14 protein-coding genes are annotated in these 14,834 nt (G+C 71.7%); 5 read left to right on the top strand and 9 right to left on the bottom strand.

All coding sequences use genetic code 11. The features are described from left to right. Positions 1 to 85 precede the first annotated feature (85 nt). Positions 86 to 1,648, bottom strand: a complete 1,563-nt coding sequence (locus tag IEZ13_RS37525) for an MFS transporter (protein WP_183218423.1) — start codon at positions 1,646 to 1,648, stop codon at positions 86 to 88. Positions 1,649 to 1,918: 270 nt separating this feature from the next. Here IEZ13_RS37525 and IEZ13_RS37520 point away from each other — a divergent pair, with 270 nt between their 5' ends. Then, entirely contained in the window at positions 1,919 to 2,365 is a 447-nt protein-coding gene (locus IEZ13_RS37520) for an Rv0361 family membrane protein (RefSeq protein ID WP_183218424.1), read from the top strand. Positions 2,366 to 2,450: 85 nt separating this feature from the next. Next, positions 2,451 to 5,234 carry an AAA domain-containing protein gene (locus IEZ13_RS37515; RefSeq protein WP_183218425.1) on the top strand — a complete coding sequence of 928 codons (2,784 nt, stop codon included), beginning with the start codon at positions 2,451 to 2,453 and terminating at the stop codon, positions 5,232 to 5,234. Between the two features lie 14 nt (positions 5,235 to 5,248). Here the strand turns inward: IEZ13_RS37515 and IEZ13_RS37510 are convergent, their stop codons facing one another. From IEZ13_RS37510 to IEZ13_RS37500, 3 genes are all read right to left on the bottom strand, one after another. Further along, positions 5,249 to 6,241 carry a lysylphosphatidylglycerol synthase transmembrane domain-containing protein gene (locus IEZ13_RS37510; RefSeq protein WP_183218426.1) on the bottom strand — a complete coding sequence of 331 codons (993 nt, stop codon included), beginning with the start codon at positions 6,239 to 6,241 and terminating at the stop codon, positions 5,249 to 5,251. A gap of 153 nt (positions 6,242 to 6,394) precedes the next feature. Further along, positions 6,395 to 6,823, bottom strand: a complete 429-nt coding sequence (locus IEZ13_RS37505) for a hypothetical protein (protein ID WP_183218427.1) — start codon at positions 6,821 to 6,823, stop codon at positions 6,395 to 6,397. A gap of 35 nt (positions 6,824 to 6,858) precedes the next feature. Continuing rightward, positions 6,859 to 8,235 carry a serine/threonine-protein kinase gene (locus IEZ13_RS37500; protein WP_183218428.1) on the bottom strand — a complete coding sequence of 459 codons (1,377 nt, stop codon included), beginning with the start codon at positions 8,233 to 8,235 and terminating at the stop codon, positions 6,859 to 6,861. Positions 8,236 to 8,371: 136 nt separating this feature from the next. Between IEZ13_RS37500 and IEZ13_RS37495 the strand changes: the two genes are divergently transcribed. Further along, the gene (locus IEZ13_RS37495) at positions 8,372 to 9,088 is read left to right on the top strand and encodes an SDR family NAD(P)-dependent oxidoreductase (protein ID WP_183218429.1); all 717 of its coding nucleotides are present in this window, start codon (positions 8,372 to 8,374) and stop codon (positions 9,086 to 9,088) included. 21 nt (positions 9,089 to 9,109) lie between these two features. Continuing rightward, on the top strand, positions 9,110 to 9,475 hold the full coding sequence (locus IEZ13_RS37490; RefSeq protein WP_183218430.1) for a nuclear transport factor 2 family protein: 366 nt from the start codon (positions 9,110 to 9,112) through the stop codon (positions 9,473 to 9,475). A 1-nt stretch (position 9,476) separates the two neighbouring features. Here IEZ13_RS37490 and IEZ13_RS37485 read toward each other — a convergent pair whose 3' ends face one another. From IEZ13_RS37485 to IEZ13_RS37470, 4 genes are all read right to left on the bottom strand, one after another. Beyond that, the gene (locus tag IEZ13_RS37485) at positions 9,477 to 11,000 is read right to left on the bottom strand and encodes an SMI1/KNR4 family protein (RefSeq protein WP_183218431.1); all 1,524 of its coding nucleotides are present in this window, start codon (positions 10,998 to 11,000) and stop codon (positions 9,477 to 9,479) included. 126 nt (positions 11,001 to 11,126) lie between these two features. Next, positions 11,127 to 11,300 carry a hypothetical protein gene (locus IEZ13_RS37480; protein ID WP_183218432.1) on the bottom strand — a complete coding sequence of 58 codons (174 nt, stop codon included), beginning with the start codon at positions 11,298 to 11,300 and terminating at the stop codon, positions 11,127 to 11,129. Positions 11,301 to 11,619: 319 nt separating this feature from the next. After that, positions 11,620 to 12,408: a DUF2927 domain-containing protein gene (locus IEZ13_RS37475; RefSeq protein WP_189285769.1), complete on the bottom strand. Its 789-nt coding sequence runs from the start codon at positions 12,406 to 12,408 to the stop codon at positions 11,620 to 11,622. A gap of 179 nt (positions 12,409 to 12,587) precedes the next feature. Then, positions 12,588 to 13,250, bottom strand: a complete 663-nt coding sequence (locus tag IEZ13_RS37470; protein WP_183218434.1) for a hypothetical protein — start codon at positions 13,248 to 13,250, stop codon at positions 12,588 to 12,590. A gap of 253 nt (positions 13,251 to 13,503) precedes the next feature. On the opposite strand from IEZ13_RS37470, the gene IEZ13_RS37465 reads away from it, so the two are divergent. Next, a complete protein-coding gene (locus IEZ13_RS37465; RefSeq protein ID WP_229795518.1) occupies positions 13,504 to 13,893 on the top strand; it encodes a TetR-like C-terminal domain-containing protein in 390 nt (129 codons plus the stop codon). Here the strand turns inward: IEZ13_RS37465 and IEZ13_RS37460 are convergent. Further along, positions 13,868 to 14,818 carry an EamA family transporter gene (locus tag IEZ13_RS37460; RefSeq protein WP_183218435.1) on the bottom strand — a complete coding sequence of 317 codons (951 nt, stop codon included), beginning with the start codon at positions 14,816 to 14,818 and terminating at the stop codon, positions 13,868 to 13,870. The genes IEZ13_RS37465 and IEZ13_RS37460 overlap by 26 nt on opposite strands. Between the last annotated feature and the right edge of the window lie 16 nt (positions 14,819 to 14,834).

Below are 14,834 nucleotides of genomic sequence, written 5' to 3'. Positions count from 1 at the left end.
GTTCTTGTATCCAGCCGGGGTCACCTACGAACCACACCTGGGTTAAATCACAAGGGGGTCACCCGTACCGGAAATGGTGTTGATCTCACTCCTGCGCGGACAGCAGGTGCACCACCTCGGGCGGGGTCGTCGAGAGCGCCCGGGCTCGCTCGTCGTATTCGGCGTCGGCACCGGTGAGGCGGCCGTCGTGCTGGCGCAGGTGTTCGCCCCAGGTGGGGAGGACGTAGAGCTCGACCATGCGGCCGGAGGTCTCGCCGGCGCGGAAGACTCCCCACTGGACCGCGCCGGTGCGCAGCCGGGAGCGGCGGACCTCGCTCATCGCCTCCAGGAACTCGGCCTCCCGGTCCGGTGGGATCGTGTACGCGACCTCGACCACCACCGGCCCGGTGCCGGGGCCCGGCTCGTGAGTGAGGCGGGGCTCGGGCCATGGGGTGGCCGGGTCGCGGTTCAGGTGGCCGGACGGGATGAGCGGCGCCCACAGCACGGTGGCCGCGCCGGCGGCGGTCAGGCCGGCGGCGATCAGGAACGTTCCCACCAGGCCGATCCGGTCGGCGGTCACGCCCCACACCAGCGAGCCGACGGCCTGGGCGCCGAAGAACGCGGTCTGGTAGCCGGCCAGCCCTCGGGCACGGACCCAGCCGGGGAGCAGGAGCTGTACCTCGGCGTTCAGGTTGGTGAGCACGGTCATCCAGGCGGCGCCGGCCGGGACCAGGACGATCACGGCGATCGCCGGCTCCCGGGCGACGGCCAGGACGGCCAGGACGGCGGCGTAGGTGAGGCTCGCGACGGCCAGCATGCCGGTGCCGGACAGGGCGGCCCGCAGCCGGGGCAGGATCACCGCCCCGAGCACGGCGCCGGCGCCCAAGGCGGCGAGCAGGAGGCCGTACCCGCTCGCGTCGAGACCGAGCCTGCGGCTGGCGACCAGCGGCAGCAGCGCCCAGAGGGCCATCGCCGGGACGACGAAGATGACGCAGCGCAGCAGCAGCCGGCGCATGATCGGCGCATAGCGCACGTAGCGGCCGCCGGCTCGCAGGGCGGCGACGAACGGTTCGGCGACGCTGTCCTGCGGGTCCCGCCGCCAGAGCAGCAGGGCGATCGCGAAGAGCAGGAACGAGAACGCGTTGAGCGCGAAGACGGCGGCCGGCCCGGCCCGGGCGACCAGGACCCCGGCGATGGCCGGGCCGATGGCGCGGGCCAGGTTGACGCTGATCGAGCCGAGCGCCGCGGCTGGCAGGATCAGTGAGCGGGGCACCAGCTCCGGGATCACCGCCTGGTAGGCCGGACCCGTCATCGCCGTGCCGCAGCCCAGCACGAACGTCAGGAGTAGCAGCAGTGGCGGTGTCATCTGCCCGGCCACGGTGAGCCCGGTCAGCATCACCCCGGTCGCGAGCTGGAAGAGCTGCACGTTGATCAGCAGGCGGCGCCGGTCGAACGAGTCGGCGAGCACCCCGGACGGCAGGGCCAGCAGCAGCACGGGCAGGGTGGCGGCGGTCTGTACGAGCGATACCAGGGTGCCCGCGTTCGGTTCGCCGAGCAGCAGCCACTGGGCGCCGACCGTCTGCATCCAGGTGCCGATCTGACTGCCGAGGACGGCGAGCCAGAGCATCCGGAACACGCCGATCCGCAGTGGCGCCCAGGTGGAGGTCATGATCTGATCATTACCCCTGGTAGGGGCCGGTTGTCTCGCGCAACGCGATGACCGCCTCCCGCAGCGCGGCGGCCCCGGGCGGTGACGCGACCGCCGGGTTCGTGGCGGCCTCCGTACCCGGGCCCCTTCGGGCGACGGACGCGATGCTCGCCGCATCGACGTTCGAGGGCTGTCGCTCAGCTCTGCCGCATGCGGCGTCGCTGGCAACCAAGGCCGTCGCGGGTGCAGACTCGTCGATGTGACGCAGTCGCAGCGACGTGGTGGGCGGCCGTGGTGAAGCCGACGACGATCGCCGACGTGCTCGGTGAGTTCAAGGGCGGGATCATCACCGGTCTGGTCCTGCTGATGTGCTGTTGTGGCGTCTCCACTCTCGTCGCTCTCCAGCTCGTCAAGGAGCAGCGGGACAGACCCGGCGTGCGCGCGGCGAGCGAGGCGTACCTCACCGCTGTCGTCAGCCGCGACTACCGCGCCGCGTACGACCTGCTCTGCGAAGATGATCGCCGGAACCAGCCGATGGCGACGTGGAAGCCCGTCCAGGATGCCATCACCGAACCGACCGGTTTCCGCATCACCAAGGTCGACACGGAGGGCGATTCATGGACCGTCTACACGACGACCGCCGAGATCACCCGCCCAGGCTCCCCGACTGAGGAGGCCTTGTTCAACCTCAAGAAGCAGGACGGCGACTGGAGGGTGTGCAACCCGCCGAAGCTGTGAGGCAGGCGCCGTGGTTACGGCAGACGTCGGCTTTGCTGGTCGGCACCGGCGCCGGCAGGTGACCGCGGGCGGTACCCTCGGCGCGATGCAGCCGCGGACCGTGCTCGCCGTGCTCGCCGAGTTGGCCCCGGCCGCCGCCGAGCGCATCCTCGACGTCACCCGGGGCTCGCAGCCGATGGTGTGGCTGGAGATCGCGGAGAAGGCGCCGCGGGAGAAGACGGTCGAGCGTCTCGCCGCCCTCGACGCGTTGCACCGTGAGGAGCGCATCCTCCACCGGGGCTGGGGCTTCCTCGCCGGCCGCGCCGAGATCGAGGGCAAGCCTCGCAAGATCCGGTTGCCGTTGCTCAGCCAGCCGGTGCGCCTGGAGCGCTCACTGCTCGGCTACCGGGTCGTCCCGGCCGGCGACGTCGAGGTGACCCCGCTGGTCGCCGACCCTGAGCTGGCCGCCGCGTTCGAGGCCGCGCCCGGCCTGGCCACACCAGGCTGGCTGGGGGCGACCGGCAGCGGTGCGTGGCTGAGATCGGTCGCCGACGCGACCGGCTTCACCGTCGGCGAGACGATCGGCCCGAAGCAGCGGATCCCGCCGGAGGGCCTGGTCCTGGTCGCGGCTCCGGCGCTCTTCGTGGTCCGGGACGTGTTCGGCGGCGGCCTCGCCGACAGCCTGCGCAGCTGGGCCGGGCGTGACCTCTCGGCGACCGCGCTCGCCGCGGTCTACGGCGAGTCCGGCACCGGCGACTCCGGAACCGACGAGTCCGGCATCGGCGGGTCCGGCGCCGGTATGACCGCGACCGGCCACGAACCGGTCCTGTCGCCGCTGCCGCTGACCGGGCCGCAGGAACGAGTGGTGATCCGGGCCCGATCAGAACCGGTCACAGTGGTCTCCGGACCGCCGGGCAGCGGCAAGAGCCACACGGTGGTCGCGGCCGCGTTGGAGGTGGTCTACCGGGGCGGGTCGGTGCTGGTGGCGACCCAGTCCCCACACGCCGCCGAGGTCCTCGCGGTCCTGCTGGCCCGATATCCGGGCTCACCGCCGGTCCTCTTCGGCGACGCGGGCGGCCGGGCCGGGCTGGAGGCCGAACTCGCGGCGGGCGCGGACCAGGGGGTCGAGGCGGACGTCATCCGTTCCGGTCAGGCGCGGGTCAAAGCCGCTCATGCGGCGGTACGCGTGAAAAGTTCCGAGATCGTGTCCGCGCTGAACATCGAGCGGGCCGCCGCCACGCTCCCCGATCACCAACCGCGCCTACCCGAACTCTTCGCCGACGTGCCCGGCGCCTTCACCGAAGCTCTCGACCGGATCCGGGCGCTGCTGGCCGTCGAGCCGGGTGCCGGGTGGTGGTCCCGGCGGCGCGCCCGATCGGCCCGGCGTAAAGCGTTCCGGCTGCTCGGCGCGGCCGGGTCCGTACCGGAGGAGATCGTCTCCGAAGCGCTCGCCGCGGCCGCCGCCCAGCGTGCCGCCGCCCACCTCGCCGCCACCGGCGGGACCGACCTCACCACCCGCTGGGGCGCCCTGCACGACGCCGAGCACGAACTGCGCGAAGTGGTCGGCCAGGCGATGCGCGACGCCGCGCGCAGCGCGGAGCGCTGGAGCCGCGACGCGCGCCGCGCGGCCGGCGCCCTGGCCGCGGCGTTGCGGGCCGGCCGTAACCGCCGCCGTGAACTGCTCGCCCGGATGGAGGCCGCCCCGCTGGTCCGCGCGCTGCCGCTGTGGATCGGCACGGTCGCCGACGTGGAGGATCTGCTCCCGCCCGAGCCCGGCCTGTTCGACCTGGTGGTGATCGACGAGGCGTCGCACGTGGACCAGATCCGGGCCGCGCCGGTGCTGGCCCGCGCCCGCCGCGCGCTGATCGTCGGCGACCCGCGGCAGTTGCGGTTCGTCTCGTTCGTCAGCGATGTCGACGTGACGCAGGTGCTCGAGGCGCACGACTGCGACGAGCGGCTGGACGTCCGCCGGGTCAGCACCTACGATCTGGCCACCGCGGCTGCCCCGGTCACCTGGCTGGCCGAGCACCACCGCAGCGTGCCACATCTGATCGACTTCCCGGCCCGGTGCTTCTACGGCGGCCGGGTCTCGGTGATGACCCGCACCCCGCTCGCCGACGCGACAGACGCCATCGATGTGCTCCACGTCCCGGACGCGCCCCTGGTCAAGGGCGTCAACAAGGCCGAGGTGGCGGCCGCCCTGGCCACCGTGGAGCGGCTGGCGGCGGCCGGTCACCGGGGGATCGGGGTGATCAGCCCATTCCGCGCCCAGGCCGAGGCCCTGGAGGCGGCACTGCTCAAGGCGTTGTCCGTGGAGCGAATCGAGAAGCTGCGGCTGCGGGTCGGTACGGTGCACGCGTTCCAGGGCAGCGAGGCGGACGCGGTGGTGGTCTCCCTGGCCCTGCTGGACGGGGACGCACCGAGCCGTCGCCGCTTCGTCACCGACCCGCTCCTGTTCAACGTCATGGTCACCCGGGCCCGCCGCAAGCTGGTCGTACTCACGTCCCTGACCGCGCCGCCCGGTCTCCTCGGCGACTATCTGCGGCACGCCGAAGGGCCGCGTGAAGTCGGCCCCGGCGCCGAGCCGTCGGGCTGGGCCGCGGACCTGGCCGCCGAGTTGAAGCGGCTCGACGTCGAGGTGCGACCGGGATACTCGGTCGGCCCGTGGACCATCGACCTCTGTGTGGAAGACGTCGGGGTCCTCTGCGCCGTGCACCCGGACGGACCCGACGCCCACCTGGAACGCCAGGGCGCCCTGCACCGGGCGGGCTGGCGCCTCATCGACGCCTTCCCGAGCCGCTGGCACGGTGACGTCCGCCGCGCCGCCCTGGAGATCGCGGTCCTGGCCGAAGGGCAGCGTGGCGCCGGTCAGGCGACCGGTGCAGGATGACGATCTTTTGGGTTTCAGCGGTCGCGGATCAGGAACCAGGCGATCCAGCCGGCGCCGATGATGAAGCCGAAGCTGATCAGGCGGTAGAGGACGACGGCGGCGATCGCCGTGCTGGTGGCTACGCCGGCGGTGACCAGGCCGAGGATCAGGGCGCTGTCGATGACGCCCAGGCCGCCGGGGACGATCGTGACGGTGGCGGCCGCGTAGCCGGCGCAGAACGTCAGCAGCAGGTGGGCCACGCTGATCGGCGCGCCGCCGCTGACCGCGTGGAAGCAGAGCCACAGCGCCGCGGCGTCGAGGAGCCAGTTGAGTACGGCGAAGGCGGCGGCCGCCACACCGTGACCGGGCGTGAGGCGGGCGGCGCGGAGGTGAGCGGCGAAACCGGTTATCCGGTCCAGGCCGCGATCGGCGGGACGGCGCAGCAACCGGTTGATCGGAGCCAGCAGGTGGGCGACCGTCTCCGGGTTGCGGGCGAACCGCCGGGCACCGAGGGTGAGCAGCGCGGCGGCCAGGGCGAAGGCGGCGAGTGTCCCCCAGTCCGGGGTTCGGTCGGCGGCGAGGACACTCACCGCCGTCACCGAGGCGAGCGCACCGGCGGAGAGGATGCCGGACAGGGCGATGCACCAGGACGCGACCGCCGGGGTGGCCCCGAACCGGCGCATCTGCTGATAGTTGAGCCGGGTGGAGAAGGCGGGACCGCCGGGCAGCGTGACGCTGAGCGAGTGCGCGGCGTAGGCGAGGGCCACGTGCCGGTGCAGCGGCGCGTCGACCCCGGCCGAGCGCAGCAGCCGCCGCTGCATGCGGGCGTAGCTGGCCATGGCGGCGAGTTCGGCGAGCAGCGCGAGGGCCACCCACCCGGGATGCGGCGACTCCAGCCGGCTCAGCGCGGCGGTCAGCGACGGCCAGGCCACCACCAGCTCCACGCCGAACAGGACCACCAGCGCCCCGACCGCGATCCGGCGCCGCTTCACGGATGCGGGCCGCTTGGGCGCGGTAGCGGTGGCCATCGCCGCCTCCTTAAAAGAACGGTCGTTCGCTTTATGGTCGACCCGGCCCACCGGCCACGTCAAGCACGCCCGCTCGTCACCGGGGTCACACCGCGGCGGAACGTCGAAGCGCCGGCGCCGGACATGGGTCCGGTGCCGGCGCTCTCGGCCGGGTCAGGGCCAGACGACCTTCGGGCCGCAACCCTCGAGGACCAGCTTGCCGTCCTCGGGGCTGTCGTCCCTGATCCGGAAGACCCCGTTACCGATGGTGTCCTGGTGCACCCAGCCTTTGATGTCGGTGCCGGCGATACGGCCGTACCACCAGTTGTTGCCGTAGTCGTTCGTCGTCATGCACCACAGGTAGAACGTGGTGCCCTTGGTGATCCGGCCGACCTGACCGCACGCACCGTACGGGCCGTTCTTGACGTTGTAGTCCACGGCCGCCGTGACGGCGCCCTGGCCGTTCACCATCGTCCAGTTCGGATTGCAGGTGACGGCGGCCCGCGCCGGGCCGGCGATACCCAGGACCCCCGCGGCGGTCATGGCCGCGGTCATCGCTACCGCGACGGCGCGCCGCCTGACTCGTTCCTCGATCGGTTTCATGGGCCGCAGCATAAAGTGGCCCGTCGATGGAATTCTCAAGCGCTCTTGAAGAACGTGCCGGTCGCCTCGCCGCCGACCGGACGGGCGATGCAGTGCAGCAGGGTGTCCTCGCCGACCTTGATCGGCCAGGCCTCGCGCAACCAGCCGCTGGTCCGGTCCGGACGGCGGCTGCGGGTCGCCATGGACTCCTCGCCGCAGGCCACGGCGATCTCCGACTTCTCGATCAGCGGATCGTCGTCGTCGATCACGACGCCACCGGCCGGGACGTCGACCGCGGCGTACGTCTCCCAAACGTGCTCCTCCGAGCAGTCCAGCCGCCGGGGCGACTCGGGCACCCCGGAGCTGACGTTCAGCCCGGCCCAGCACATCGGCTCGACCGGGCAGTAACCGCCGGCGCAGGTGGTGAACCGCACCGGCAACTGCTCCTGGGTGGTGCCCGCCCCGGTCGTGGTCGTGGTGACGACCGGGTTCGAGTCCGGGCGGCTGCCCCAGATGACCAGACCGGCGACGACCAGCGCCATCGCGGCGAAAGCCGCCAACACCGCAGGCAACACCGAGCGGCGTACGGCGGGGGCGGCCACCGGCGCCACCCCGGTCACCGAGGCACGGGCCGCGGACGCCAGTTCGGACGCCGACTGCCAGCGCTCCTTCGGGTCGACGGCCAGCGCCCGCTCGACCACGGCCTGCACGGGCATCGGCAGTCGCACCTTCATCGTGCGGGGGCCGGACTGGAGCCGCTGGAGCGCCACGGCGTACGGGTTGTCGCCGGCGAACGGCTTCTCCCCCGCCAGGCACTCGTAGGCGACCAGACCCAGCGAATAGAGGTCGCTGCGCGGTCCGGCCGGCTCGCCCCGGACCTGCTCCGGCGACAGGTACGTGGGGGTGCCGAGGATCGCCCCCGACACCGTCAGCCGGCCGGCATCCTCGTGGCGCGCGATGCCGAAGTCTGTGATGACCGCGGTGCCGTCCGCGCGTACCAATAGATTTGCGGGTTTGATGTCGCGATGCACCAGGCCCTGCGCGTGGACGGCCTGGAGCCCGTCGGCGACCTGCGCGATCAGGCGCATCGTCTCCTCCGGCCCGAGGCGGCCGCGCGTCAGCCGCTGGGCCAGCGACTCGCCGTCGACGAACTCCATCACCAGGAACGCGACACCGAGACTGTGGCCGAAGTCGTGGACGGAGGCGACCGCCGGATGGTTGATCCGGGCCATCGAGGTGGCCTCGGCGGTGAAGCGCCGCCCGAAATCCGGGTCGGCGTCCAGGCCGGGCAGCATCGCCTTCACCGCCACATAGCGCTGAAGCACCTCGTCGACGGCGAGCCACACCTCACCCATCCCGCCGGCGCCGAGCCGCCGATGCAGACGGTAGCGATCGCTCAGCCGGACCCCAGCCTGCAACACGTCAGCCGACACGGCGGACAGCTTAGGGCTCCCGTCACGGTCGCGGACATCGACCGGCCGGATGGTGCCGACATTCGGGAAGCGGGCCACCCACCCCACCGTTCTGAGCCGTGCCACCACCGCGGGACGCCTCGCCTAGGCTGTGGTGATGCGTGGGGTGGCACTGGTTACCGGGTCGGTTTCGGGGATCGGGGAGGCGACGGCGCGGCGGCTCGCGGCGGACGGGTTCGTGGTGGCGGTGCACTCGCGGGCCAGCCGGGACGCCGGGGTGGCGCTGGCCGCGGAGTTGGGCGGGACGTATCACCAGGCCGATCTCGGGGACGACGACGCGGCAGCCGGTCTGGTGCCGGCGGTCGTGGAGCGGCACGGGCGGCTCGACGTGCTGGTCAACAACGCCGGGATCTCCTGGCCGGTGCCACACGGGGACCTGGCCGGGCTGACCCCCGCCGACTGGCGCAAGCTGCTGGACGTCAACCTGATCGCCCCGTGGGTGCTGTGCACCGCGGCGCTGCCGCACCTGCAGGCCGCCGACGGCTGCGTCGTCAACGTGACCAGCCACGCGGGGGTGCGGCCCAAGGGCAGTTCGATCGCGTACGCCGCGAGCAAGGCCGCCCTCAACCACGTGACGAAGCTGCTGGCCGCCGCCCTCGGCCCACGGGTCCGGGTGAACGCCGTGGCGCCGGGGCTGGTCGACACGCCGCTCACCGCCGACTGGACGGCCGCGCACGAACTGTGGAAGTCGTCGAGCCCGATGGGCCGGGCCGCGCAGCCCGCCGACGTGGCGGATCTGATCGCCATGCTGATCGGGCACCGGTACCTGACCGGCGAGGTGATTCTGCTCGACGGCGGCCTGAATCTCCGTTGAGTACGACGAGAAGGAGCGACCATGACCGAGGCTGAGCTGCTCGACGCGGAACGGCGCCTCCAGCAGGCGCAACGCGACGGCGACGTGGCGGTGCTGGAGGAACTGCTCGACGACCGGCTGATCGCGATCGGGCCGGACGGCGCCCGCTACCGCAAGTCCGACGACCTGGACGCGTACCGGTCCGGTTCCTCGGTCGTCGACTCGCTGACCGAGGAGGACCTGGAGGTGCTGGTCGTCGACCGGACCGGCGCGACCTTCGCCCTGTGCACGGTGGCGGGGACCTTCGGCGGCGCCCTGTTGACGGCCCGGCTGCGTTACGCGCGCACGTGGGCGTACCAGGAAAGTGTTGGCTGGCGGATCGTGGCCGCCCAGATCTCGCCGGCGTAGGTCAGATGATCTCCCAGTCCAGTAGGCCGTCGCCGCCCACGGTGGGGCGGTAGCGGCCGTCGTAGGGGCGGCCGGTCTCCAGCGCGGTGGCGGTGCCCTCCAGTAGTTCGGTGACCGAGGCGGGCCAGCGGGCGAAGTCGGTGCCGTCCTCCGGGTAGAACTCGCCGACCCGGCCGTGGCCGCCGGGGCGCTGGTCGACGAGCAGGCAGCCGCCGTCACCGGCCGACGCGAACGGCACGAACTGCCGGTGCCACCAGTCTTCCCCCGGCCAGGAACCGGCGTCGCCGGCCAGGACGGTGCAGGTGGACCGCCAGTCGCCGAGGATCTCGTCGAGGGACGTCGGCGAGAAGAACGGCGGCAGGTCGAAACGGGCTCCCGGAGCGACCCCGTCGTGGCGGCGCAGCGAGGCGACCAGGTCGGCCGGGAACGCCACGGACATGCGGCGCTGCAACTCGTCGATCCGCTTCGCGCCGGCCGGTGGGCGCAGTCCGCGGGCGCTGGCCGGGGCCTTCGTGGCTAGCCACTTCTCGATGCGCTGCCAGGCCCGGTTCACCCGCTGGCTGGTGGCGGCATCCGGGCGGGTGGGGGTGATCGCGCCGGCGTTCTCCGGGCAGGCGGCGGTCGACGGCGGCCGGGGGCGCGACGGCGGGACATAGGTCGACGGGTGTGGCGTGTAGGGCCTGACCGTGGGCTCGACCGGGCCGGTGTAGTCGATGTGCGCCGAGTAGATGGGCTCGCTGCCGCACCAGCCCAGGCCGCACGCCATCAGAACCGTGATCACGAAGACGCCGAGCAGGCCGAGAACGAATCGCTTGCCGCTGACCGGCTTGCGTGCGCCCTCGGTGACGTCGAGCACCGGCGTGGCGGGCTGGGGCGCCACTCGCAGCATCGGCTCGAACCATTCGGCGGCCTCGGCGAAACGGCCGTCCTCGCTCGGTGTTTCGGCCACCCCCGGAATCGTCTCGGGAGGCGAAGCCGGATCATCGGTGGCCGCGGACCCCGGAGTCGCGGAGAGTGCGGCCGCCGGGATCCGGCCGGCCGGTGGAAGGGGCAGCGCGCTCTCCTCGACATCACCGATGGTGACGACCGCCGCGGAGAGGTTGCGCCCGTGCAGCGCGTCGACGACGAGGCTGGTGTGGTGTGCCGCGTCCGGGCCCGGGCCGGTCACCACCACGACGGGCGCGCCCATCGCCACGGCCAGGTCGACGAGTGTCCACCCGCCCTCGCCCACCGGCAGCAGCAGGCCCGCGTCGGCGGCGACCAGCACCAGCTCGTAGGACCGGCTCATCCCTTCGGCCAGGTCACGGACCCGGTCCAGGGGCAGCCGGGCGGTCTCGGCGACCTCCAGCACCCCGGCGAGGAACGGCCGCGCCGGGTCGTCGTCCGGCACGGTGGTGCCGATCACGACGGCCGCCACCGGCGCTTCGGTGGCCGCCGCCAGCCCGGCCAGCGCGATCCGCCAGTCGGCGCCGGCCGAGGTGGCCGCGATCATCCACGGCCCACGGCCCGTCCACCCCCGGTTCACGCCGTCACTCTAGCCATGGCCTGTCCGGTGCATCGCCCGAGCACCTCGTCCCGGATCCCGCTCTCGGCCTGACCGAGAACGATCTGGCCCGGATCGAGAGGCCGGCGTCGGCTACCGCATCGACCTCTAGGTCCGCCCCCAGCCCTCCTGGTCCATCAGGCGCCGTTCGAACCAGTAGTCGGCGGTGCAGGTCGGATCGGGCAGGGTTCGGGCGGCATACCAGCGGTCGATGCGGGCGAGGGGCGTACGCAGAAGTGCTCTCTCCCGGCGGGGAAGCTCCGCCAGGAGCCTCGCCAGCATCCATCGCGCGCCGACGGGATCGCACCAATGACAGGAACAGCTCGGCAGCGGAAGGCAGAGGGGGAATCCCGGCTCCCGGGTGATCCGGCTCCACGCCTCGAGTAGTTCGGCGCCGTGGCCCGGCGGCCATCCGCAAGCCTGTTCGGCACGGGCGAGGCGGCGGACGGCGGACGGCGACAGACCGGAGATCCGTACAGGTGGTTGAGTGCTGACCACCGGGGTTTCCACCAGCTTCCTCAGCTGGTGTGGGCGCTTACGCGGCATGGGCCTTTCGGGGCGTGTTCACGCGGCCATGATTCCAGCCGGCGGCACTCCACGTCTACTTGACGGTGACCATCCGCTTGATCGTCTTCTTGTCGTCGCCAGGGTGCACCGCTCCGCTGTAGAGGAGCCGAATGACTTCCTTGTCCAGCGACGAATACCGTGTCGGGGCTGGATAGTATTCGTCATAGAAGATGCTGTTCGGATATTTGCCGGAGTCCTTCGCCATCCCCATCGCCCTGGTCAGCTCCTCGCGAATCAGATGGCAGCGGATGGTCTCGCTGATCCCCGTTGAGCGGATCATGACGTTGGCGTCGGTGAGGGCACCGCGATCCGACCAGTGGTAGTAGAGGAACCCGTCGTTGCCGGACACGTACTTCGGCTCGATGGAACGAAATTCGGAGACGGGCGCGAAGTGAAGTTCGATGTCCGCCGCGCTCTTGGTCAACTTCAGGTCGGTTGCCGCGGAGAGGGCGTTGAAGTCGGCGATGACCTTGTTCACGCAGCTCCTGCTCTTCGCGGCGCCACCGTGGACCCGGACGGTGACCTCGGGCTTCTCCCACATGGTGATGACGCCGGCGTCATCCCCGTACTCCGTGTCGAAGGCGACGGCGAGGAAGTGGGCGAGACCCGCCTTGCTGATCCGCGGCTTGACCGGAGCGGGCGACGGAGTGGCCGAGGGCGTGGGCGACGCGGCCGGAGACGTCGTAGGGGTGATGACCGCCGGGGAGGAAGCCGTCGCGTTCGCGGCATCGCCGCCCGGCGAATCACACGCGGTCAGCAGGACGCAGAGTCCCAGGAGGATCGGCAGTATCGGGGGCGTTCCCTTGCCGACGGCAGAGCCCATGATCGAATGCCCTTCGGGAAGCGTACGAGCGGTGCCCGCGGCGCCGATTCGCAAGATCGTACAGCGGCCGTCGAGGGTTCCGCGGTCCCTGAGGCCCGTGCGCGGCGACTGGAATGTCCGGTTCCGCAGGATCCTCCGGGCCTTGCGTATCGGCGCGGACCGTTCCCTGTGCGATTCGGCTATCCAGCCTCCGCAGCGCGGCGGAGCGCCTTTTCGATCATCGGGGACGCCTTGACGCCGTGAGTCAGGCTGAGCTGGATCGCGACCGTGCGCTGGACGATCAGGTATCTCTGCCGGCCGGGCTCCGACGGGAACTGATAGATCACCGCCTTCCCCGCCGAACTCTTCCGGGTCGCTCCGCACTTCTGCGCCTGATCGGCGAGGATGCGAAGACCTCCGCTGGAAGGTGTACCGAACAGAAGGATGCGCTCCGAGACGTTCTCGCCGGATTGGTTGAAGAGACTGATGCCGGCGATGTAGTAGACGCCCTCGGTGCGGTAGCCGGGCCACGCCTCGTCCAGCAGAAGGTCACCGAACAGGTCGCAACTCTCCGGCCATGTCGACCATGTCGACCATTCCGGCCCGCCGTCGCACGCTTCGCCGAACACGAACGCGTTTTGCGCCATCCCGTCGTGCTCGGCCTCCGACCACGCGTCGCCGGGGGTGAGCAACCAGCGCGGCCGAGTCTCAACAGCAGCACACGTTGCCAATCCTGGCGGCACCGGCGAAGGCTGCCCGGATGCGACGGCACTCGATGACGCGGTCGGCGCCGCTGAGCGATGACTGGACGAAGACTGGGCATCGCCGGCGTCACAGGACGCGAGCATGCTCAGTGCCAGCACGGCACCTACTGCGCGAACGAGGGTTCTCATCAACTTCCCTGAATGATCGAAGGCGGCGGCTACTCGTCGCAGTAGATCTTGGCGCAAGCCTTGAACGTGCCGGCCGCCGGGGAGGTTCGCCGCACCACGACACGTTCATACGGAATTGGATTGCATTTTTCCGGACACTGAATTAATAGCCTTACGGTCGGCATTGCAACGGGCGCCGTTGAATTGACCGGCTGCCGAACGGCGCCCCAAGAAGAAGATCCGAGTGCCCGATTTGGTGACCCGTCGAACCGACGGGTCAATCGAGCGGGAGCTGGCCGAGGCCGAGGGCTGGGAGGCCGGGCAGGCGCTGCGGGCCGTCTGCGACGCCTATCTGCGGTTCGCGACCGAGCGACCCGCTCTCTACCAGGCCATGTTCGTCCTGCCCACGGATCTGAAGTTCGCGAGCGCCGAGACCCCGGCGCCGCTACGGGCGTGCTTCGACGAGTTCGTCGCCTGCTTCGACCCGGGCGACGAGCGACGCGAACTGGTCGCCGAGGTGGTCTGGAGCGCCCTGCACGGCATCACGGTCCTCGCCGACAGCGGCCGCATCCCTGCGGCCTGGCAGGAGGAGCGCGTCGGCTTCCTGGTCACTCAGCTCGCGCGGACACCATAGGAGCGGGTTCGACGGCGGGGACCGGGGGCTCGGCCGGGATGGCGGCGATGCCGGCCAGGATGAGGACGCCGCCGGCCATCTGGAGCGGGGTGAGCTGTTCGCCGACGACGATCCAGGCGAGGACCGAGGCGAAGACCACTTCGAGGAGGCCGACGAACGAGGCCAGACGGGAGCCGAGCCGGCTGGAGCCGAAGATCCCCGAGGCGTACGCGATGGCCGTGCCGAAGAGCGCGACCACCATGAGCGGCACCCACCACGGGACCGGCGAGCCCAGCAGCGACACGTCGCCGGTGGTGGCCGTCATCGGAACGAGGCCGGCCAGACCGGCCAGGGCCAGGGTGAGGCCGCCCAGCAGGAGCCCGGCGCCGGCGAGCGCGACCGGCGGCAGACCGTCGGCGGGCCGGGCGGCGACCACGAAGTAGACCGCGCATCCGCCCGCGGCCACGAACGCCAGCAGGACGCCGAGCGGGTCGACGGCCTCGAGCGCGCCGGGGCCGATGACCAGGACGAGGCCGCCGATCGCGAGCACCGAGCCGAGCAGCACGGCCGGGCGGGGCAGGCGGCGGGTGGTCAGCGCGACCCAGACGACCAGCAGCAGGGGCGCCTGGTACTCGATGAGCAGCGCCGCGGAGACCGGGATGCGGTGGATCGCCGCAAAGTACGTGAGCTGGGTGAACGCGACCGCGATGACGCCCATGCCGAGCACCCGCCAGCGGCCCCGCCACAGCGCGTCCCAGCGCCCGCGCAGCGAGAGCAGCACGAACGGCAGCAGCAGGAGACCGGCGGTGAGCGCCCGGGCGGTGACCGCGGCGGCCGGTGACCACCCCGCCTCCAGCAGCGGTTTGATGAACGCGCCGGAGGTGCTGAAGGTGGCGGCCGAGGTCACCGCGGCGGCCAGCCCGATGGTCTGCGACGGCAGCTTCACGGCGATCCCCTTGTCA

This window comes from Actinoplanes campanulatus (assembly GCF_014647795.1).
Classification (GTDB): Bacteria; Actinomycetota; Actinomycetes; order Mycobacteriales; family Micromonosporaceae; genus Actinoplanes; species Actinoplanes campanulatus.
This window is presented reverse-complemented; position numbering and strand designations above follow the sequence as displayed.

Coding starts and splice junctions, on each gene's coding strand:
- IEZ13_RS37515 (WP_183218425.1), top strand. CDS start 2,451: ATGCAGCCGCGGACCGTGCTCGCCGTGCTCGCCGAGTTGGCCCCGGCC.
- IEZ13_RS37525 (WP_183218423.1), bottom strand. CDS start 1,648: ATGACCTCCACCTGGGCGCCACTGCGGATCGGCGTGTTCCGGATGCTC.
- IEZ13_RS37495 (WP_183218429.1), top strand. CDS start 8,372: ATGCGTGGGGTGGCACTGGTTACCGGGTCGGTTTCGGGGATCGGGGAG.
- IEZ13_RS37490 (WP_183218430.1), top strand. CDS start 9,110: ATGACCGAGGCTGAGCTGCTCGACGCGGAACGGCGCCTCCAGCAGGCG.
- IEZ13_RS37475 (WP_189285769.1), bottom strand. CDS start 12,408: ATGGGCTCTGCCGTCGGCAAGGGAACGCCCCCGATACTGCCGATCCTC.
- IEZ13_RS37505 (WP_183218427.1), bottom strand. CDS start 6,823: ATGAAACCGATCGAGGAACGAGTCAGGCGGCGCGCCGTCGCGGTAGCG.
- IEZ13_RS37510 (WP_183218426.1), bottom strand. CDS start 6,241: ATGGCCACCGCTACCGCGCCCAAGCGGCCCGCATCCGTGAAGCGGCGC.
- IEZ13_RS37480 (WP_183218432.1), bottom strand. CDS start 11,300: ATGCTGGCGAGGCTCCTGGCGGAGCTTCCCCGCCGGGAGAGAGCACTT.